This window comes from Xylanibacillus composti (assembly GCF_018403685.1).
GTDB classification, from domain to species: Bacteria; Bacillota; Bacilli; order Paenibacillales; family K13; genus Xylanibacillus; species Xylanibacillus composti.
On the sequence record NZ_BOVK01000101.1, the window covers coordinates 1 to 20,551 of the forward strand.

At 49.6% G+C, this 20,551-nt stretch carries 17 protein-coding genes and 1 riboswitch; of the genes, 11 read left to right on the forward strand and 6 right to left on the reverse strand.

What is annotated here, in order from left to right; all coding sequences use genetic code 11:
• The 4 genes from XYCOK13_RS21465 to XYCOK13_RS21480 all read left to right on the forward strand — a co-directional run.
• On the forward strand, positions 1 to 543 hold a 543-nt coding region (locus XYCOK13_RS21465; RefSeq protein WP_213414300.1), incomplete at its 5' end, for an S-layer homology domain-containing protein.
• Positions 544 to 1,020: 477 nt separating this feature from the next.
• On the forward strand, positions 1,021 to 1,728 hold the full coding sequence (locus XYCOK13_RS21470) for a DNA alkylation repair protein (RefSeq protein WP_213414301.1): 708 nt from the start codon (positions 1,021 to 1,023) through the stop codon (positions 1,726 to 1,728).
• Positions 1,729 to 2,360: 632 nt separating this feature from the next.
• Positions 2,361 to 2,885 (forward strand): TetR/AcrR family transcriptional regulator, encoded by a 525-nt coding sequence (locus XYCOK13_RS21475; protein WP_213414302.1) that lies wholly within the window; start codon positions 2,361 to 2,363, stop codon positions 2,883 to 2,885.
• A gap of 265 nt (positions 2,886 to 3,150) precedes the next feature.
• Positions 3,151 to 4,098 (forward strand): NAD(P)H-binding protein, encoded by a 948-nt coding sequence (locus XYCOK13_RS21480; protein WP_213414303.1) that lies wholly within the window; start codon positions 3,151 to 3,153, stop codon positions 4,096 to 4,098.
• A 79-nt stretch (positions 4,099 to 4,177) separates the two neighbouring features.
• Here the strand turns inward: XYCOK13_RS21480 and XYCOK13_RS21485 are convergent, their stop codons facing one another.
• Positions 4,178 to 5,044, reverse strand: a complete 867-nt coding sequence (locus XYCOK13_RS21485) for an AraC family transcriptional regulator (protein WP_213414304.1) — start codon at positions 5,042 to 5,044, stop codon at positions 4,178 to 4,180.
• Between the two features lie 184 nt (positions 5,045 to 5,228).
• Between XYCOK13_RS21485 and XYCOK13_RS21490 the strand changes: the two genes are divergently transcribed.
• Entirely contained in the window at positions 5,229 to 7,169 is a 1,941-nt protein-coding gene (locus tag XYCOK13_RS21490) for a fructose-1,6-bisphosphatase (RefSeq protein WP_213414315.1), read from the forward strand.
• A gap of 288 nt (positions 7,170 to 7,457) precedes the next feature.
• Here XYCOK13_RS21490 and XYCOK13_RS21495 read toward each other — a convergent pair whose 3' ends face one another.
• From XYCOK13_RS21495 to XYCOK13_RS21510, 4 genes are all read right to left on the reverse strand, one after another.
• Positions 7,458 to 7,772, reverse strand: a complete 315-nt coding sequence (locus XYCOK13_RS21495) for a DMT family transporter (RefSeq protein WP_213414305.1) — start codon at positions 7,770 to 7,772, stop codon at positions 7,458 to 7,460.
• A complete protein-coding gene (locus tag XYCOK13_RS21500) occupies positions 7,769 to 8,107 on the reverse strand; it encodes a DMT family transporter (RefSeq protein WP_213414306.1) in 339 nt (112 codons plus the stop codon). The genes XYCOK13_RS21495 and XYCOK13_RS21500 overlap by 4 nt, the downstream gene beginning before the upstream one ends.
• Positions 8,108 to 8,189: 82 nt before the next feature.
• Positions 8,190 to 8,292, reverse strand: a riboswitch (guanidine-I (ykkC/yxkD leader).
• Positions 8,293 to 8,314: 22 nt separating this feature from the next.
• Positions 8,315 to 9,691 (reverse strand): MATE family efflux transporter, encoded by a 1,377-nt coding sequence (locus tag XYCOK13_RS21505; RefSeq protein ID WP_213414307.1) that lies wholly within the window; start codon positions 9,689 to 9,691, stop codon positions 8,315 to 8,317.
• 12 nt (positions 9,692 to 9,703) lie between these two features.
• A complete protein-coding gene (locus XYCOK13_RS21510; protein WP_213414308.1) occupies positions 9,704 to 10,297 on the reverse strand; it encodes a TetR/AcrR family transcriptional regulator in 594 nt (197 codons plus the stop codon).
• 209 nt (positions 10,298 to 10,506) lie between these two features.
• Here XYCOK13_RS21510 and XYCOK13_RS21515 point away from each other — a divergent pair, with 209 nt between their 5' ends.
• A complete protein-coding gene (locus tag XYCOK13_RS21515) occupies positions 10,507 to 11,529 on the forward strand; it encodes a DUF3231 family protein (RefSeq protein WP_213414309.1) in 1,023 nt (340 codons plus the stop codon).
• 66 nt (positions 11,530 to 11,595) lie between these two features.
• On the opposite strand, the gene XYCOK13_RS21520 is transcribed toward XYCOK13_RS21515, so the two are convergent.
• Positions 11,596 to 12,489, reverse strand: a complete 894-nt coding sequence (locus XYCOK13_RS21520; RefSeq protein WP_213414310.1) for an AraC family transcriptional regulator — start codon at positions 12,487 to 12,489, stop codon at positions 11,596 to 11,598.
• 200 nt (positions 12,490 to 12,689) lie between these two features.
• Between XYCOK13_RS21520 and XYCOK13_RS21525 the strand changes: the two genes are divergently transcribed.
• The 5 genes from XYCOK13_RS21525 (at position 12,690) to XYCOK13_RS21545 (ending at position 20,363) form a co-directional block, all read left to right on the forward strand.
• Positions 12,690 to 14,132, forward strand: coding sequence for a family 43 glycosylhydrolase (locus XYCOK13_RS21525; protein ID WP_244865303.1), 1,443 nt, complete (start codon positions 12,690 to 12,692; stop codon positions 14,130 to 14,132).
• 378 nt (positions 14,133 to 14,510) lie between these two features.
• Positions 14,511 to 16,736 carry a hypothetical protein gene (locus tag XYCOK13_RS21530; RefSeq protein ID WP_213414311.1) on the forward strand — a complete coding sequence of 742 codons (2,226 nt, stop codon included), beginning with the start codon at positions 14,511 to 14,513 and terminating at the stop codon, positions 16,734 to 16,736.
• Positions 16,737 to 16,789: 53 nt separating this feature from the next.
• Positions 16,790 to 17,959: a HEAT repeat domain-containing protein gene (locus XYCOK13_RS21535; protein ID WP_213414312.1), complete on the forward strand. Its 1,170-nt coding sequence runs from the start codon at positions 16,790 to 16,792 to the stop codon at positions 17,957 to 17,959.
• A gap of 15 nt (positions 17,960 to 17,974) precedes the next feature.
• The gene (locus XYCOK13_RS21540; RefSeq protein WP_213414313.1) at positions 17,975 to 19,417 is read left to right on the forward strand and encodes a glycosyltransferase family 2 protein; all 1,443 of its coding nucleotides are present in this window, start codon (positions 17,975 to 17,977) and stop codon (positions 19,415 to 19,417) included.
• A gap of 136 nt (positions 19,418 to 19,553) precedes the next feature.
• Complete coding sequence (locus XYCOK13_RS21545; protein ID WP_213414314.1) at positions 19,554 to 20,363, forward strand: response regulator transcription factor; 810 nt, start codon at positions 19,554 to 19,556, stop codon at positions 20,361 to 20,363.
• Positions 20,364 to 20,551: the final 188 nt, after the last annotated feature.

The following is a 20,551-nucleotide window of genomic DNA, read 5'->3' on the forward strand; positions in this document are numbered from 1 at the left end:
AAGCCAGAGATGGCGTTCAGCGATATTTCCGGACATTGGGCGGAAGCAAGCATCAAGAAAGCCGTAGTGGATGGAATCGTTGCAGGGTATCCGGACGGAAGCTTCAAGCCCAACCATCCGGTTACGCGCGCCGAATTTATAGTGATGCTGGCGGGCGCAATGAAATTGGACGGAGCAGGCGCGGCGCTTCATTTCCAAGATCAAGATCAGATTGGCTCCTGGGCCAAAGGTGCGGCAGCGCTTGCCGTGGAAGCGGGAATCGTCAGCGGGTACGAGGACGGCAGCTTCCGGCCCGATGCGAAGATTACCCGGGCGGAGATGGCATCGATGATAGCCCAGGCGTTGAAGGCGCGTGTTGACGCGAATGGGCAAACAGGCTTCGCCGATGACGAAGACATTCCGAACTGGGCGAAGGGCGCTGTGGAAGCGATCCGCAAGCTGGGCATTGTCAGCGGTCGAGGCGGCAACCAATTCGCGCCGAACGACACGGCCACGCGGGCGGAAGCGGTCGTCATGCTGCTTGGCATGCTGGAACAAAACTGATAAGTAATGGAGGAGGCTGCTCAACGAATGGGCAGCCTCTTTTTAACATGCAAAGCTTCGCATTCGTTATCGTCTGATCGAGTGAATTGGGCAAAAGCAAGTTTCTGAAATAAGGGGATTTTTTCTCGAACAATGGATCGAAGCGGGGAGCGGTTGAACAGAAATTCTCCGCCATTACCGCCAAGAAGACACAACGCTGGAGCATGGGGTAGCCAAGTGCCTGCACGAACGGGCAAGCAGAATGAGGGTTGAACGAGAACGGTTCATGGTTCTGGTAACTGTACGACATGACGAGAGTGACTACATCACGAACGCGATAGCAGACAAGCCTGTTCGACCAACTGTAATCCACAGGATCTAAAATGTATAAGCCGGAAGAGGTTTCATTTTCTATAATAGAGAATAATGAATAGGGAGGATGCCCCTTATCTCGCAATTGCCGGAGCTATGAACAATGAATGAAGGAAGTGACGGATAATGAATGCGGAAATGGTCATGCAGGAGTTGGAAGCGCTGGGCAAGGAACGGACGAAGAAGATATACATGTCCAATGGTGCGCGCGAGCCGTTGTTTGGGGTGGCCACAGGCGCTATGAAACCGATAGTCAAGAAGATCAAAATCAATCAAGCGCTTGCTGAGGAGCTCTATGCCACAGGGAACTACGACGCCATGTATTTTGCCGGGATCATTGCAGACCCGAAAGCGATGGCGGAAGCGGATTTCGATCGATGGATGGATGCGGCTTATTTTTATATGCTGTCGGATTATGTGGTTGCCGTCACCTTGGCAGAAGCCGATATTGCACAAGAAGTGGCGGACAAGTGGATCGCAAGCGGAGAAGAGTTGCGCATGTCGGGGGGCTGGAGCTGTTACTGTTGGTTGTTGGGCAATCGCCCGGACCATGAGTTTTCGGAAGACAAAATTGCCAAGATGCTGGAGAAGGTGAAGCATACGATTCATGATGCTCCCGAACGAGCCAAATACGCGATGAATCAGTTCATCTATACAGTGGGCATCTCTTACCTGCCGCTCCATGATCTGGCGGTCGAGACCGCGAAGGAAGTAGGTCCAGTCGAGGTCAATCAGGATAAGAAGAAGAGCAAACTCCTAAACGCCTCTGAAACGATTCAAAAGGCCAAAGAAAAAGGGCAGTTGGGTTTCAAACGCAAATATGTCAGGTGTTAGACACTTGGGATCATCTAGCGGACATGCGTGTCCGTTGCAATGCCAATGAACGTCGTGTACGCCCTCTAGCGGACATGCGTGTCCGTTAGAGCGAGAAAAACGCCCTTTCGATTTTCTAACGGTCGCTGCTGTCCATTAGAGTCCCCAAAACGTCGTATTGCCCCGTCCATTCTGGGCTAATGGTCATGCGTGTCCGTTACAATGCCAATGAACGTCTGTACGCCCTCTAGCGGACATGCGTGTCCGTTAGAGCGAGAAAAACGCCCTTTCGATTTTCTAACGGTCGCTGCTGTCCATTAGAGTCCAAAAATCGTCGTATTGCCCCGTCTATTCTGCGCTAATGGACATGCGTGTCCGTTACAATGCCAATGAACGGTGTATATGCCCTCTAGCGGACATGCGTGTCCGTTAAAGCTGCAAGTAACACAGAAGACGCCAAGGCTCCCGGCAGGCATAGATAGATATTTCTGTCACCGTATATAATGCAGTAAGAGATTGTGCTAAAGAGCATCGTGAATACAGCGCAATTAACGGATATTTCAATGGCCAGTCGCAGAATATGTCTTGCGTAGAGCAGGCTAACTCGATATAATGTGATTGATCAATAAATAAAAATTCAGGGGGTTCTATGGATGGCTAGGTCGAAATCAACAGATCGTAAGGAGGAGATTATTGAGGCGGGGTTGGAAGTATTCGCGCAACATGGTTATTACAATACAACCACTGCACTTATTGCAGAAAAAGCAGGGATATCCCAACCGTATATCTTCCGGTTCTTCTCGACTAAGGAGGAATTGTTCATCGCAGCTTTAGATCGGGCATTTGAACGGATTCTTCGAGCTTTTAAGAGTGTGGAATCGGATCCTGATCAACTGGTCGTCAATATGGTTCAAGCCTACGAAGAGTTGTCTGTCTTGCATCCTAATGAAATTGCTTTGCAGGTGATCGGATTTGCAGTAACAGAAGAAGCGATTCGAAATTGCACGAAGGAGGGATTGTCCCGTCTAAGAAGCTATGTATTGGATAGATTCAAAACGGCGGGGATCGAGAATGCTGAGAGCGAGGTAACTACCTTCATAGCGAGAGGGATCTTGTGCAACATCTCTTATTTCTTGGAGCTGCCTGAGCTGTTTCATCCCCAACCCGCTCAACACTAAAGTCGAGTGGGGTATTATTTTCATTGATCACATGTAATTGATCAATCAATTCCCTGAGGGGTGAATGATGCTTCTCATGTGATGTTTGTGTCATCGAGACATGTAAGGAGGGCTTAACTAGTTATTGTTCAATCAATAAATAAATAACCAGCGAAACCTTCTTCCCTCATCGGTAAAGCAAGCCCGGCTTGAAGCGTGAAGGTTCGGGGAGCATGTTCATTATCAATTATTTATTAATCAATCACTAAATGGAGGCGGTTATACTATGAAATCAGCGATTGTATTGGGTGCTACTGGCGGGACAGGACAGGTTATTGTATCGGAATTACTGGCAAGAGAGGTCGAGGTCACTGCTTTTGGGCGTTCTGAATCGAAATTGAAGGATTTCATGAAAGCACATCATTTCCATCCACAATTGTCATATCGATTGGGCGATGCATTTGATTGTCAATCGATTGTAGACGCGGCAAGCGCAGCGGAAGTGATCTTTCTGTGTGTCGGTGTGAATTATACCGATATGGAAGAAAAACTCCTTCCGTTGGGAGAAAGTGTGATGAAAGCAGCAAATATGCTAGCCAAGAAGATCGTCATTGTAGATGGAATCTATGTTTATGGATATCAGGTGGCGAAAGGCGATGAGAACCATCCCAAACAACCGCATACGAAGAAGGGGAAGGTAAAGCTGGACTTTGAACGTCTCATATTCAGCGATCAGTGGGCAAATGCCAAACCATTAATCGCGAGACTTCCCGATTACTACGGGGCGACCTCGCAGCAGTCTTACCTGCAGCCAACTTTGGAAGGGATGGCCGCCCGTAAAACAACGATTTTTATAGGGAACTTAAACACCCCTCGTGAATATGTCTATCTGCCGGATGCAGCCAAGATGATTGTGAATCTTGCAGAACGAGAGGATGCATATGGAGAGAACTGGCACATACCCGGAGCGGGGTTGATTTCAGGCAAAGAAATCATCCAGATCGCTCGAGAAGTGACAGGAAGTCGAAAGCTGGTTCTCCCTCTAACGAAACATGCCATTCGTTGTCTCGGGTTGTTTGATCCGTTCATGAGGGAAGTAGTTGAGATCATGTACCTGACAGAGAAAGGATTTGTGTTGAGCGGAGAAAAATATGAGAAGCGCATAGGCCCTATACCAGCAACTCCGTACAGGCAAGGCCTTGAAGAAACGCTGCGTCTTCTAAGGGAGCGATGAAAAGTATTGCGCCGGGCAGGTCAGGGAGCTAAGTAGCGCAGAAGACGCCAGGGAGTCCCTGGCGTCCTTCTGTATCTCCCTAGACCTTCTTTTCTTTCACCGCCATCCAAATCTCGCTGTATACATTGTCCGAACTATCCCCGAACTTGGTGAAGGAAATCCCGGGCAGATCCGCTGCTTCATAGCCGGAAGAAGGCAGCCATTCCGCATAAATCTTGGCGGTCGTTTCTTGGAGCGTGGCAGGGAATGGCCCTTGATTGGGGAATATCGCCCATAAGCTCTCCTCAATCGCAAGCTGTTCCAAGTCATCGAACGGATTGTCTTGGGTCGTGGCGAAACCGATCATATGGGTAAGGCAGCCTTTTTCCTCCAAGTACCCATCGTCGAAATCATAAGAGACATTCAGGACTTGATGCGGGTATAGATCGGCTAATTGATGCATCTCCTTTCGCTGCTGTTCGGTAATGGACTGGGCCAGTTCGATGATCGCATGATTTTCTCCTTCGAATTGAATGGGCACGCGCTTCGATACGCCTACGATGTGGAACTTCTCTTTCTTTTCCAATTTGAATTCCATGGAGACGCCTCCTCTTATATCGATAAAGAATGTAAATTTGGGAAATGTTTTTTGAATGTGGTTCTTTGCTACTTCAGATGGCAAGAAACCGCTCCACTCGCGAAAGGCTCTTGAAAATCCTTCAACCGATTGAAAGCCATATTTGTAGGCCACATCGGTCACCTTGGCTCCGTTGATGAGTTCCACATTGGCAACGGATAATCTCCTGTTCTTGATATACGCTTGCAACGACATCCCTGCCATATACGAGAACATTCGCTTGAAATGATAATCTGACATGCCTACGATTGTTGCTATGTCTTTCCCGGAGATTTCCTCCGTCAAATGCGCTTCAATGTAGTCCATCAGTTGATTGAATGGCTGCAGCATGCGTTTCCCTCCTTCACATGTACATAGTATCAGCAAAATTTGTGGATGACTTGATTTTTTATATACGAAAATTATCAAACCATTGCCGAAGGCCGGATGTTATATAATAGATAGTATCAGGAGAGGCCCCTTAAGAGGGGCAAATATGGGTACGCGGGTGGAAGAAAGAGGGGATTGGGATACAGTGAATACAAAAATATTGGATCTGTTGGCTGAGCGATATGACAGCGAGGAAGAAATCGTGACGGAGATTATTAACCTCGAAGCGATTCTGAATCTGCCGAAGGGGACAGAGCATTTCGTCAGTGACCTGCACGGGGAGTACCACGCCTTCCAGCATGTGCTGCGGAACGGGGCGGGCAAAGTCAAGGAGAAGATCAGAGATATCTTCAAGAATGAATTGTCGGAGGAAGCGATCACGGAATTTGCTACCTTGGTGTATTATCCGGAAGATAAAGTAAAGCTGATCAAGAACAGCTTCAATCATGAACAAGAGCTCCATGAATGGTATGCGCAAATCATGGAACAGATGATCAGGCTTATCCCTTATGCTTCCTCGAAGTACACTCGCAGTAAATTGCGCAAGGCATTGCCGAAGCAATTTGTGTTCATCATTGAAGAGTTGTTGTACAAAACAGAGGAGTACTCCAATAAACAGCAATATTATAGGAAGATCGTCCAGCAGATTATTTCGCTCGGACAGGCGGATAAGCTCATTATCGGTCTGGCTTATACGATCCAGAGGCTGGTGGTGGACCATCTTCATGTTGTAGGCGATATCTATGACCGGGGCCCCGATCCGGATAAAATTATGGATACGCTGATCAACTACCATTCGGTTGATATTCAGTGGGGCAATCATGATGTGTTGTGGATTGGAGCCTTCGCCGGATCGAAGGTATGTCTGGCCAATATCATCCGGATTTGTGCGCGCTATGCGAACCTGGATATTATTGAGGATGTGTACGGCATCAATCTTAGACCGCTGCTGAATCTTGCGGAGAAATATTACGGAGACAACCCTGCTTTCCGGCCGAAGCTGCAAGCTGACGATCAACTTTCGGATTATGAACAGCTGCAAATTACGAAAATCCATCAAGCGATTGCGATAATTCAGTTCAAGCTGGAAAGTCCGATCATCAAGAGACGTCCGAGCTTTCGCATGGAAGAGAGACTGTTGCTGGAGAAGGTCGATTATGCGCGCAACCAAATCACGATTCGCGGCCAGACCTATCCGCTCGAACATACGTGCTTTGCGACGGTTGATCCCAGCCAGCCAGCCCGGCTATTGGAAGAAGAGGAGCAGGTTATCGACAAGCTGTTGTTCTCGGTGCAGCATTCGGAGAAGCTGGCGAGACATATGCATTTTTTGATGAAGAAGGGCAGTTTGTATTTGAGGTATAACGGCAACTTGCTCATTCACGGCTGTATTCCGTTAGATGAAGAAGGCAATATGGAAACGATGCAGATCGAAGGTCAAACCTACGCTGGTCGAGAGCTGCTGGATGTATTCGAGCGCTATGTCAGGCATGCCTTTGCGCATCCGGAGGAAACAGACGACCTGGCAACTGATATGGTTTGGTATTTGTGGACGGGGGAATATTCCTCCCTCTTCGGAAAGAGAGAAATGACCACTTTTGAAAGGTACTTCATCCAGGAGAAACAGACGCATAAAGAGAGAAAAAATCCTTACTATTATTTGCGTGAGCGGGAAGAAATCTGCCGAAAGATCTTAACGGATTTCGATCTGGACCCTGAGCAAGGACATATCATTAACGGCCATACCCCCGTGAAGGAAATCGAAGGCGAGAATCCGGTGAAGGCGGGTGGGAAGATGATTGTCATTGACGGAGGCTTCTCCAAGGCTTATCAGTCGACAACAGGGATTGCCGGTTACACATTGCTTTATAATTCATTCGGCATGCAGCTGGTTGCCCATAAGAAGTTCACATCCAAGGAAGAGGTCTTGCAGAATGGAACAGACGTCTTATCTGTCAGAAGATTGGTGGATGAAGAGCTAGAGCGGAAGAAGGTACTCGAAACCAATGTCGGCGAGCAATTATTGCAAGAAATCTCCATATTGAAACATCTGTTGGCCTATCAATCTACGAAAATGATACCATAGCCGAAGTGGGAACAATCACTGTTTTATCACTGGCTTCATCAATAAAATGTTCTGCATCTTGACACAAATACCGCAGGATAAGATTTGCATCAACGATGATCATGCTTTTCTTGCATTGAGCTCTGGAGAATTTTAAGGTGAGTCTAAGAGAGAGTCTGGAGGTGTCTGGAGGAGTCTGGGGAAGATCCTGCGAGAATGGATTCTTCGTTAGATCTAATACATGAGAATATCCAGAATAAGCAGGGATTGCTCTTAACGGGCAATCCCTGCTTCGGGTGTTCCGGATTATCAACTGACGAGTTTTAGACCGACAGCAGAACCGAGAACCAACCCAATACAGAGAATCCGCAGAACACTGCGGGGCTCCTTGTACACAACCATGCCGAGAATCGCGCCTCCGGATGCGCCGATTCCCGTCCATACGGCGTAAGCCGTTCCCATCGGCAAGGTTTGCATAGCTAAAGACAAGAATACGAAGCTTAGGCCAAACCCCAATGCCATCATCAACAAGGACTGCCAGTTGCGAGCTTGATTGAAATGATTAATCAGCAAGACGCCGATCATTTCAAACACGCCAGCCAAGACTAGATAAAACCAGCTCATGAACGGCTCACCTCTTCCTTGTCCTCGCTAAGCAGCTTCAACCCGATCACGCCGATGAGCAGGAGCGCGATCAATACCAATTTCAAAAGATGAGCTTGCGCATCGAACAACAAGATATCGGCTACGACCGTTCCGGCTGTACCCAGGCCAACGAACACCGCGTATACGGTGCCTACTGGCAGGTAGCGAGACGCCCTGATCATCAAATAAAAGCTTATGACAATCGCAACTGCCGTTCCTGCCCATTCCCACAAGTGGCTAGCATGCTTTAGGCCAATGACCCAGCACACTTCGAATAAAGCTGCAATGATGACGGATATCCACGTTCTGTTCATGAATGCTGTCCTCCTTGGATGTTCCTCAGCAGATCTGTATAGTAACAAATAAGCCCGAGAAATAATCCTGCTTTTCGCAGGTATCTCCCAGGCTTTTATCCTTCCGTGTCACAGCTGCTCAAGCTGCGGGTTTTCTCTCGGACCAGACCAGCGGCACTTCCTGCGGAACCCTAGAAAACCTGTTGTTATTCTGTTGTACATTCCTGCCTAATGGCCATCTGCAGATAGATGCGCCTTCGCCTTCCGGTTTCGATAAATAATCTGCAAGCGGACGAAGAAGCCGACGGCCGCTCCGGTTAAGCCGATGGTGATGCCCACCCAGAAGCCGGCCGGACCAAGCTCAGTAAAGGCCGCAAGCAAGTAACCGGAAGGAATCCCCACTAGCCAATAGGCGACAAGGGCGATATAAAAGGCTACTGTGACATCCTTGTAGCCTCGCAGGACACCCTGCAGACTGGCTTGCAAAGCATCGGACAATTGGAAGATAATCGCAAAGATAAATAGCTGCGCCGCGACATGGATCACATCCGGATCAGAGCTGTAGAGGGAGGCAATGTCTTCTTTGAATATATACATACCCACAGCCCCCACAGCAACAAATCCAACGGCGCCAAGCACACCAATAAGGGAATATTGCTTGGCTGACTTGAATCGTTCACCGCCAATGGAGTAGCCCACTACAATCGTGATGGCCATCGAGATGCTCAACGGCACCATGAACAGCATGGCAGAAAAGTTCATCACGACCTGGTTGGCTGCAATGATAGTGGTTGCGAACATACTCCCGATTAATAAAGTAACGACGGAGAAGATGCTTGCTTCAAAAAAAATCGACATGCCAATGGGAATCCCGATGGACAGCTGCTCTTTCCAAGCCTGTACGGATGGCTTCACCCATTGAACGAATAGGCGATAGGCTTTCACCGATTCGACCTTGAAGGTCATGACCATGCTGACGATCAGAATGATCCAGAAGGTGATCCCTGTTGCATACCCCGCACCAATTCCACCTAACTTTGGCAGCCCGAAATGACCGAAAATTAAGCAATAGTTCAATAGAACATTAAAAGGCAACGCCAACACCGTAATCCACATCGTTATTCGCGTATAGCCTTGTCCGTCGAAGAAATTGCGAATGACATTCGAAAGAAACAAGGGGATAATGCCAATCGACAGCCCGACTAAATAATGAAAGGCAATATGCCTGACACTCGGATCAAGCTCCATCAGGTTCAGGATCGGGTTAAGGGCCAATCCTCCTATGCCTATAATGCCGATGCCAATAATAATGGCAAGGTACAGCGCTTGTGTGACCGTATTATGGATTTTATGACGCTCATTCGCTCCCATGAAATGGGCAATGATCGGTGTGATTGCCAGCATGACGCCGTTCATGCCCGTGAAGATAGGCACCCAGAGACTGGACCCGATCGCCACGCCGGCAAGGTCGTCTGTTCCCACTCGGCCGGACATCATGGTGTCAACCAGATTCATGGCCGATAAGCTGATTTGCGTAATCAGAATCGGCCATAGGATCGTCAGGAATAGGCGAATTTTCTCCCTTAGTGTATCTGCGTGATACATGAGTATCCTCCCTTAATTCTTGGAAGTGCCATCATGGTTGGAGATACCCATCCAAAAGACTTGCCAAGATGCATGTAATTTTCGTTCCGTGCGTGCCTCGTCCCCATATATCATTTCCACGCCAATCGCGTCTACTAAAGCTGAAAAAGCCGTTGTCGCTACAGCGGGATCCTGCTTCAATTCCTGTTGGTGCGAAGCGTGTTGAAACCGATCCAGGTACAGGCGGTCTACTTGATCCAAGTATCGATACAAATAAGCTATGACTTCCTCGTATAGATGACTGGGGGGAAGAAAGGCATTGCGCAGCCAAAACTTTAGTCGGTCGTCATGGTCAAACCGATGAATAAAGCTTTGCAGCGCGTCCCACAAAAACGCCTTGAGCGGTTTATCATAGTTGGATTGGAAATAAGCTCTTTCCCGATCCAGTTCAACTGCAAAGGTTTCTTCCAACACTTGCAAGAACAGATCGTCTTTCCCCTCGAAATGCGTATAGATCGATTGTTTTTTGATGCCTACCTGGCTGGCTATATCGGCAAGGGATGTGCCCTCATATCCGTTGGCGGCAAATAAATGAAGTGCCACTTCTTTGATGGATTGATGAGACATGCGCTCCTCCTTACGAACGGTCGTCAGTTACCACGATATAGTAGCAAACACGCGCAAGCCGTGTCAACGAGTTTTTCTGCCCAATTGTCTTCTTAGAAGTCAAAGGAGAGAAGAGGCCTCACTGGGGACGGCACAAAGGCATGAATAAACTGTCAATGAAGTCAGATACTAAGAATCGACAACAAACCATTGCACGATGGAGGGAGTTCATGACTTTTCAGAAACCTCAAGTGAAACCGACGAATATCGAATTAAGCTGTACGGAAATTGGGGGCCTCTGGGGCGTGTATATACAAGAAAGCATGACCAAGTGCTTCCTCACCTATTTCTTGCATCATCTGCAGGATGGGCAAATCGTCCCGTTGGCAGAAGAGGCTATGAGCATTACGCAAGACCGATTGGATAAAATAAAAGCGTTCTTCCTGGCCGAAAATTTCCCGGTACCCGCGGGGTTCTCCGACGCCGATATAAATTTGGCCGCCCCTCAGCTTTATCACGATACGTTCACCCTCAGTTTTATCTACATGATGAATCGGTTGGGCATGATTAACTTCGCTTTTACCGCATCCAATAACGTTCGTCTCGATGTGCTGGATTTTTTCAACGAATGTATCCATTCGTCTACTGAGATGTTCGGCAAGGCCGTTCGCCTGATGCTGGAGAAAGGGATCTATGATCGTCCGCCCAAAATGAACTACCCTGACAAGATCGAGTTCGTGGAAAAAACCTCGTTCCTCGACGGATTATTTGGCTCGAAGCGTCCGCTGAACGCGATTGAATTGTCCGAAATATTTTTCAATATTGAGCGGAACTACTTTTCCGTTATTGTGATGCTGGGATTCGCGCAAGTGATCGAAGATAAGAAAATAAAGGATTTGGTCATCCGGGGCAAAAAAATCAGCGAAGAACAAATCGAATTGTTTAACACTCTTCTGATGCAGGAGGATTTGCTCGGAACGGTAACCGTGAGCATGGAGGTTACGTCGTCGAATGTGTCTCCATTCTCAGACAAGCTAATCATGTCCATGATCCATATTCTGAACTCGGTAGACATCCTGCTGATTTCCCATGCCCTGTCTTTATCGATGCGGACTGATCTCGTGGCGCACTATACCAAAATCATAGCCGAGGTGATGGCGTATGCGAAGGATACATACGACATGGTGGTGGAGCGGAAATGGCTCGAACAGCCGCCGCTAACGACTAATCGAAAGCAGCTGATTGAGAACTAAGGGGAATACTTGAACGCGCATCGGCTGCTGACCCATAACGATGCAGTGGACATGGGCTGAAGCGACTTAGATTCCCGACGAATAGAGCGCTTTGTATGCCGAAGGTGTCATGTTATGTATTTTTTTGAACCACTTCGTAAAGTAGCTAGGATGTTGGAAGCCCGATTCTACAGCCGCTTCCAATACGCTGCATGTCCCAGATCGCAGCAAATTTGCTGCTCTGTTCACGCGTATGTAGTTCAGATATTCCATTGGTCTCATGCCGGTTTGGGTTTTGAAGAATCTGCAAAAATGCGATCGGCTTAATGAAATGACGGCTGCCAATTGATCCAATTCGATCTTTTCGCTGGAGTGCGTTTCCATAAAGTTCAAGACTTGCTTGATTAACGCCCGGGCTTCGGAACGCTGCCCGGTTGTCAGTGCCGTTCCTGTTTCGATCAAGCCATGCTCATATATATCTGAAAACAGCATGAGCAGCAACCCTTTTAACCCCAGCTCGTACCCGGCATGCTTGTGTTCGAATTTGTGCAGCATGTGTTTGATGCGTGATAGGAGTTGGACATGCGAGTTAGTGGAAAGGGATAAGTATGCCGGGAATTGTTCGTTATGGTTGATCAAGGAAGAGAGCGCAAGCTCGAAGGCTTGTTCCGGATGATTGGAAGTAATCCAGGAAAGCTTGAACACAATGGCGTAATAGGTGACTGCGGTTAATTGATGGTTATAGCCGCTGTGGAGTTCCCCGGGATGAACAATGAGCGCTTCTCCCGCTTGCAGAGGGAACTCTCTGTCTTCAATCCGAAAGACAGCATGTCCTTGATCCAAGAAAATAATTTCCATCTCATCATGCCAATGAATCGGCATGATTTGTTGTATGTTCTTATCGAGCGCAACCTTATAGATGTCGAATGGGAAGTCGGGTCGCCCGTGTCTCTTATTCTCGTAATAGCGAAATTCGTACAATACAACCACTTCCTTGTCGATCGTGGATTTCTATTGGGTGCTTATACTTACTATATCAAGCTAGAACACAAAAGGGGAGAGAAGTGGATCATAATATTGTGCTAATAATGAGCAATAATATCGAAGAATGATTCATATGAAGGTAATATAATTATACTATAACGAGCAAATAGGCAGATGATGAGAGGAATATACCAATCATGGAGTCAAGAAGGGATGATGGTACATTGAAGAAGCAAGGATTGAATCCGTATCTGCCATCATGGGAATATATCCCTGATGGAGAGCCGTATGTGTTTCACGATAGAGTGTATGTCTATGGCTCTCATGATCGATTTAACGGGCACGCTTTTTGCTTGAACGATTATGTGTGCTGGTCGGCACCGGTGGACAATCTGGGAGACTGGCGGTACGAGGGCGTCATTTACAGGAAAACCGATGATCCGCTTAATCCGGACGGAAGCATGTGTCTTTACGCGCCGGATGTCACTGTGGGTCCAGACGGGCGATATTATTTGTACTATGTTCTCGACAAGGTGCCCGTCGTATCCGTAGCGGTTTGCGATACGCCGGCAGGCAAATATGAATTCTACGGCTATGTTCACTATGCCGATGGCACGCGTCTGGGAGAGAAAGAGGGCGACCAGCCTCAGTTCGACCCGGGTGTAATGACAGAAGGCGAGACCACTTACCTGTATACCGGATTTTGTGCGATAGGGGATACATCAAGAACTGGCGCTATGGCTACTGTGCTTGGACCGGATATGCTCACGATTGTGGAGGAGCCAGTCATTGTTGCGCCGAGCGAACCTTACGGCAAGGGCAGCGGATTCGAGGGTCATGAGTTTTTTGAGGCGCCTTCGATTCGCAAGAGAGGCGATACATACTATCTCATCTATTCGTCGATCGCTATGCATGAATTGTGTTACGCCACGAGCTCATTCCCGACCCAAGGCTTTGAGTACCAAGGGGTTATTGTAAGCAATAACGATCTTCATATTGATTCCTATAAACCGGCTGACAAGCCTATGTATTACGGTGGCAATAATCATGGCAGCATCGTGGAGATCAGCGGGCAATGGTACATTTTTTATCACAGACAAACGAACGGAACTCATTATTGTCGACAAGGCTGCATGGAGCCTATTGCATTTCGGGCGGATGGCACGATTCCTCAAGTCGAGATGACGTCATGCGGGCCCAATGGGGGGCCGCTTGTTGGACGCGGTGAATATCCCGCGTATCTGGCGTGCAATTTGTTCTGTCAGGATGAAGAAATGTATACAGGCACATTCGGCGCGTGGATGGACGGCCGATTCCCGAAGATCACGCAGGATGGCAAAGACGGGGATGAAGAAGTCGGGTATATCGCGAATATGAGGGATACGGCCACGGCCGGATTCAAGTATTTCCAGTGCGATGGGATCAAGAGAGTCAAGATCAAGGTGCGCGGCTATTGCAAAGGCGCGTTTGAAGTGAAGGCTTCCTGGGACGGTCCGGCTCTCGGTACGATACCGGTTGACTTTACGAATATATGGAAAGAGTACGCAGCGGATATCGTTATCCCGGACGGCATTCAAGCCTTGTACTTCACGTATACGGGAACTGGCAATGCAAGTTTTGCTTCCTTTGAATTGGAGTAATCTCTTAGGGGAGCACCCTCTTTTCTTGTTGCTTCTTAAGCTGATAACTGTCCCGCTGCAGATCGATCTGCCGGGGCAGTTTTTCATATGTCCGGACGTACTCCAGAGTTCGTCAGGATATAAGATCAAGTCTCTGAAGGCTCCATATTCAACGGTTGTACATCAAATTCCCTCTGAAATAGATTTCCCCGTGGTCGAACAACACAGTTTCCTCATAGTATTTAACACTTTCCTAACATATTTCACTTCAGGCACATAATTGTTCTCTATCGATCACAATGCTTAACAGATAGAAAACAGACAAACAGCGGCCTCCTGTCGTACCATGACAACACAGACAGATTCAAGCTTGCAGAAACACTAGCGAAGGAGAATGGAATGGGCAGACGGTTCAAGTTATGGTGGAAGCTCGGTCTGGTCCTGGTGATTGCAGCGGGCGTGCTCTTCTATTGGCTGCGTCCGTTATTTGTGAAAATTGAAGGCACGACGATTGCAGACGGCATTCATGTGAAGTTCAGGACCAATGGTACGCAAGTGGAAGAGTATGCGGATCAAGCCTGGAAGCCCTACTTCGCCAAAGGGGTCAATATGGGGGCAGCCATCCCGGGACACTTTCCCGGCGAATTGGCCATTACGGAGGAGCAGTACGAGAGATGGTTCCGCATGATCCAGGAAATGGGGGCGAATGTCATTCGGGTCTATACGATCATGAAGCCCGAATTTTATGAAGCGCTGGTTAAGTACAATAGAGCGAATCAGCACAATCCATTGTATTTGATCCAGGGAGTTTGGAGTCCCGAGGAGGAGTTGATTGACAAGCAGGATGCCTACGATCCCGAGATCATGCAAGCCTTCGAGCAAGAGATTAGAGACGCGGTTGCGGCGGTATACGGGAAGACGACGCTTGCGCCCGAACCGCATTCGGGCAAAGCTGCCGGCGCTTACACCTATAATGCGGGACCTTATCTCATGGGTTGGATTGTCGGTACAGAATGGGAGCCGAATATGGTGAAGCGGACGAACGAGCTGCACGCGGATATCCCGGACTATGAAGGGCAGCACTTCCGCAGCAAGCCGGGGGCGAACGCCTTCGAGAAGTGGCTGGCCTTGATGGTGGATACGGCGGCGCAGGCGGAAATCCAGTACGGCTGGCAGCATCCGATCGCTTTTTCCAATTGGGTGACGACTGATCCCTTGGAGCATCCGGGAGAGCCGTTGTTCGAAGAGGATATGGTCAGCGTCGATCCTGCACACATTGAAGCGACGGATTGGGCAGCGGGGTATTTCGCCTCCTATCACGTGTATCCGTACTACCCGGATTTCTTTGCCTTCGACACGACCTATCAGACGATGACCAATAGCCAAGGACAGATCGACAGCTACACCGCATATTTGCACAAGTTAAAGGAGTTTACCTCCGACATGCCGATCATGATTACGGAATTCGGCGTGCCGGCTTCCTTGGGCATAGCGCATCTGGGCATGCTGGGCCGCGATCAAGGCGGCCATAACGAGCAGCAGCAGGGAGAGATCAATGCGGATTTGTTGCAGCAAATTCATGGTGCCGGCTATTCCGGAGCGATCTTGTTCACATGGCAGGACGAATGGTTCAAGAAGACGTGGAACACGCTGCACTATGACGACCCGGATCGCCGCGCTTTTTGGTACAACACGCTGACGAATGAATCGTTTTTCGGGGTGCTCGGGATGTTCCCCGGCAAGGACGATGTCCTATTCATAGACGGGGATGCGTCGGATTGGGAGCAGCTGGGAGCTGACGAGAAGCAGCGGTTGGATGTGCAGGCTCCCGGCTTCGAGGAAATCTGGGTCACGCACGACGAAGGGTACCTGTACCTGATGGCCAAGCTGTCTGAGCCCTTTGACCCGTCCCGGCGAAGCGTCTATTTCGGAGTGGATACGATCGCCGGAGGCAACCGCCATGCGCCGCAGCTTCATGGAATGACCTTGGATGAGGGTCTGGAGACGCTTATGGAGCTGTCGGACGAGGAGATGGGCCGCATGTGGATCGCCTCCAATTATGATGTTCACGCCCGTTTGTATGAGCACGCCGGATTGCCGGAGATCGATCCGAAGGAGAAGCTGGACGATTCGGGGATTTTCAAGCCCTGGATGCTTGCGGTGAATTATCGGCTGGAGTATCCCGATTCCCGATTTGATTATCCGTTCGGCGATGTGGAGGCAGGACAATTGGAGAGGGGATACACTGATCCGTCTCGATCCGACTATAACTCGAAGGCGATGTGGCAGGTTCAGGGTCAGGTGCTGGAAATGCGCATTCCCTGGATGCTGATGGGATTCAGCGATCCCAGCTCCCTAAGCGTCATCGACTACAACGGCCCAAGCGGGAATGTGTTCGGCACAACGGAAGCAGAAGGCGTTCGCATCGTTCCCTGGATGGCGCAGGACGGCGAAGTGGTAGGCCGGGAGGGGGCGGACGCGGCAAATCCGTATCCGGTTTCCAGCCTGCCGATTTACTCCTGGCAGCGCTGGGAGGAGAACGTCGATTATGTAGAACGGCCGAAGCAAAGCTACTGGATTGTGAAAGAGGCTATGGAGAAGATAGCGGGTCCTGTTGCAGAATGACCGCACACGGCTGCCCCGCTGGGCAATCACTAGTGAAAAGGAGGGATTAGGGAGTGTACACGAATCTTCACATAGCCATACAGGCGCTATGCGTCATCATTGCATTGAACCTATTATTTATGGCATTTCTTTACGCGATCAAGCTCAGAAATATCAAGAGGCAGAAGCTGCATGACCGGTTTCAAGTGAAGTTCAAGGATTACTTGACCTATGTGCAAGCGAATCTGGAAGGCCCAGATCCGTTAAGGGTTCCGCCGTGGACAATGAATCTAGTGGAGCGGGAGGCGATGCAGGAGAAGCTGAACGATATGATAGAGTGCTTCTCGGGCGAGCAGCGGCAGAAGCTGATCCGGCTTTGCGAGGATATGGGCTTCGTGAAGCATCATCTCGCCCGCTTGAACAGCCGCTCTTATCGGGCGAGGCTGGATGCCGCCTATCATCTGGGATGCATGAGAGTGAAGGAGGCGGCGCCGGCTTTGCTGGACATGCTGAAGGAGCATCCGCTCAATTCTGCGCTGTTCGTCGTGGCCCGGGCGCTTGCCAAGTGTGCCCGCAACGAGCAGGACATCCGGGCCATGGTCCAGGTTCTGCTGCAGCACAATAGGAAATACGATGAGCTGGTCGTCAGCATCATTGCCGATACAGAGCTGGAGACAGCTTCCTTGTACACGGATTACGTCAATCATGAGCATCCGGCGTACATACGGATTGGGCTCATCGGACTGAATGAGTATACGAACCCGGCTGCTGCCGCCGCCGTCTATCGGCTCATGGATTCCGGGCATGCGGATATTCAACTGAAAGCGGTGGATGTGTATCTGAAGAGCTCCCGCCTGCTCCCGAAGCATGTAGTCAGCAAGCTGCTAAGCCATGCGAATTTCGAGATTCGCCGGATGGTTATCCATGCCATGGCGAACATGAAAAGTGCCGCGTATCTGGAGCCAATGAGAGACGGCTTGGCAGACGCCGACCAGCGTGTCGTTTATGCGTGTGCCAAGGCGATGCTGAAAATGGGGGAAGGGGGTGTTGCGGCGCTTTGCGAGCGTGCGGCGGCGAATCGGGGCACGGAACGCGGGAATTTCCTCCAGAACTTGATCGAGGAGGAACTGCGGCAGCTGTCCATGCAGCTTCACAATTTGAACAAGCTTACGCAATATAACACGCTGATGTACACCTATGACAAAGCGTTTCGCCAAAATGCGCGAATGTATCGGGTGGTATAGGAGGGTTGCGCGCCAATGTGGACTTTTGATTATGAGGCGGTCACGGATACATTGCTTGGGGCACTAAGAGAGTTCTTGTTGTTTTACAGCTACACGGCCATTTATTATGTCATATTCGTTACGCTGCTGCTTTATCTCATATTCGGGTTTTCGATCCGTCATATTGCTTCGATCAAGCGGGGCATCCGGTACAACCGGATTCATAAGCTGTCCGGCCATGCTCCGCCGGTGTCCATCTTAGTCCCGGCTTATAACGAGGAAGTGACGATAATCGAAAATGTCAGATCGCTGCTTGCGCTCCATTATGCGGAGTATGAGGTGATCGTCGTCAATGACGGCTCGCAGGATCATACGCTGCAGCGCATGATCGATGAATTTAGGCTGGAGCTCACTCATCCTGTGCTTTCTAGCAGCATACAGACAGGGAAGATCAGAGGGGTCTATCATAACCCCGAATATCCGAATCTCTATTTAATCGATAAGGAGAATGGGGGAAAGGCCGATTCTCTGAATGCCGGCATCAATCTCTCCCATTATGACCTTATCTCTACTATAGATGCAGACTCTTTATTGGAAAAGGACGCGTTAACGAGAATTGCCCGGGTATATATGGAAAATCCCGAGGAAACTGTTGCCGTCGGCGGCAACGTCCGCATCGTGAACAGCTGCACCGTGGAAGACGGGATCGTCAAGGATGTCAAATTTCCCCGCAAGCTGCTGCCGGCGCTGCAGCATGTGGAATACTTGAAAGCCTTCTTGGGCGGAAGGATCGGCTGGAGCTCCGTCAATGGCCTCATCATCATATCGGGGGCATTCGGGGTGTTCCAGAAGGACAAGGTCATTGCGGTCGGCGGGTACAGAGGGGGCTATCCCGGCGAAGACATGAACATTGTCATCAAGCTTCACCGCTACTGCCTGGAGAATGACATCCCTTATCGGGTAGCCTTCTGCCCGGATGCCGTCTGCTGGACGCAAGCCCCTGAATCGTACCGGATTTTGAGCAGCCAGCGCAAGCGCTGGGGGCGGGGAAATCTGAAGAACATGATTGAGGAAGGCATCCATATGGTGATGCGTCCGAAATACAAAATTTTTGGGCTGCTGACGCTTCCTTATAACATCGTGTTCGAGACGCTGAATCCGTATTTCCGTCTGGGCGGCATGTTGGCCATATTGGGGTACTGGATGCTGAACATGACGGATTGGACTACCGTGCTAGTCTTTGCTCTGGTGAATTTGTTTTCCTGTTTCACCTTGAGCCTGGGGGCCTTGTACATTGAAGAGACCGCCTTCGGCCGGTATCCGAAGCTCAGCGATTTGAACAAAACTATCCTGTATTCCTTCTTGATGTTCGCAGGCTATCGCCAGATCGGCGTATGGTGGAGGCTAAGCGGCCATGTCCAATTCCTGCGCAACAACAACTCATGGGGCACAATGGTCCGAACCAATTTCAATAAATAGGCGAGAAGTAGGCAAAAGTGTGAAATGATTCTAGAGACTCGAAGACTGCTTTCGGGCCCCGCATTTCACACGACTGCCTTACCCGACCTTCAACATATATAGACTGGATTAACATAAACAAAGAGGAGTGGAGAATATGGCGGTATTAGTTCACGATCCGATTCAGGAAGCCATCTCGCAATTGGCCCAGCGTGTCCAAGCTTCCTATGAAGCAGGCGCCTCGTGCGGGGTTATTCTGGCTCCATGCGCATCGTTCAACCAGAAGGCCATGGAACAATTGCAAGGTCATATGGGCGGCTTCGAGCCGAAATTTCCAATGGAAATCTTTCACCTGGTTCCGAACGGCCTGCTCGGCGTGGTGCTGACCGGGGAGAAGCTGATCGGCACCCATTATGCGTCGCTCATGCTCAAAGAATTTGTGGAGCGCCAGAGCTTGCTCGAAGGGCAGATCGTTGTCGCCAGCTTCCCGGAGAGCGGGGAGCTGACCGAACAGTCGCTGGCGCAGCTGCTCCAGACGGCACTGCAAGCGCAAGGAGAGAGCAGAGATATCCATCTATTCATGAACCGGGGCATCCGGCAAGGGATTACTTCTATTCTGATTGCCGATCCGGACGAAGTGAGCAGAGAGTTCGTCAAGCTTCGGCTGGAGATGAACGGTTACAAGGTGGAGGAAGCGCAAGACGGGAGCGAAGCGCTGGAGAAATTCGAGCAAACCATGCCGAATTTGGTCATCACGGAATTGAATCTGCCGATTGTGGATGGCTTCCAGTTGATTGATAAAATCAACCGGGACTACTCCAGTGAGGTGATCGTGCTCACAGACAAGCAGCTGCCGAAAAGCATGGACCGCGCCTTTGAACTGGGCGCCTCCGATTATGTGACGAAGCCGTTCTCCTTTTCCGAATTGGAGTGGCGGATCAAGAAGTTAGCTGCCCGGCGCATGTAGAAAGAAACGTTGCTGCTTAAACTTAACCGCTTATCTGCCAAAAAAACAGCGGGAGACGGGGAGAAAGAGTGGCGGGCGGGAGCAGGAAGGGTGACGAAACCCAGAGACGAAACCCAGAGACGAAACCCAGACGGCTGAATTTCTAACGGACATCTGTGACCGCTACAATGACTCAAACGCCCGATATG

What these genes read in the sequence shown, in the direction of transcription:
- XYCOK13_RS21475 (WP_213414302.1), top strand. Translation starts at nt 2,361, where the DNA reads ATGGCTAGGTCGAAATCAACAGATCGTAAGGAGGAGATTATTGAGGCG.
- XYCOK13_RS21525 (WP_244865303.1), top strand. Translation starts at nt 12,690, where the DNA reads ATGGAGTCAAGAAGGGATGATGGTACATTGAAGAAGCAAGGATTGAAT.
- XYCOK13_RS21485 (WP_213414304.1), bottom strand. Translation starts at nt 5,044, where the DNA reads ATGCTGCAGCCATTCAATCAACTGATGGACTACATTGAAGCGCATTTG.
- XYCOK13_RS21500 (WP_213414306.1), bottom strand. Translation starts at nt 8,107, where the DNA reads ATGAACAGAACGTGGATATCCGTCATCATTGCAGCTTTATTCGAAGTG.
- XYCOK13_RS21530 (WP_213414311.1), top strand. Translation starts at nt 14,511, where the DNA reads ATGGGCAGACGGTTCAAGTTATGGTGGAAGCTCGGTCTGGTCCTGGTG.
- XYCOK13_RS21470 (WP_213414301.1), top strand. Translation starts at nt 1,021, where the DNA reads ATGAATGCGGAAATGGTCATGCAGGAGTTGGAAGCGCTGGGCAAGGAA.
- XYCOK13_RS21505 (WP_213414307.1), bottom strand. Translation starts at nt 9,691, where the DNA reads ATGTATCACGCAGATACACTAAGGGAGAAAATTCGCCTATTCCTGACG.
- XYCOK13_RS21480 (WP_213414303.1), top strand. Translation starts at nt 3,151, where the DNA reads ATGAAATCAGCGATTGTATTGGGTGCTACTGGCGGGACAGGACAGGTT.
- XYCOK13_RS21515 (WP_213414309.1), top strand. Translation starts at nt 10,507, where the DNA reads ATGACTTTTCAGAAACCTCAAGTGAAACCGACGAATATCGAATTAAGC.
- XYCOK13_RS21545 (WP_213414314.1), top strand. Translation starts at nt 19,554, where the DNA reads ATGGCGGTATTAGTTCACGATCCGATTCAGGAAGCCATCTCGCAATTG.
- XYCOK13_RS21540 (WP_213414313.1), top strand. Translation starts at nt 17,975, where the DNA reads ATGTGGACTTTTGATTATGAGGCGGTCACGGATACATTGCTTGGGGCA.
- XYCOK13_RS21495 (WP_213414305.1), bottom strand. Translation starts at nt 7,772, where the DNA reads ATGAGCTGGTTTTATCTAGTCTTGGCTGGCGTGTTTGAAATGATCGGC.
- XYCOK13_RS21510 (WP_213414308.1), bottom strand. Translation starts at nt 10,297, where the DNA reads ATGTCTCATCAATCCATCAAAGAAGTGGCACTTCATTTATTTGCCGCC.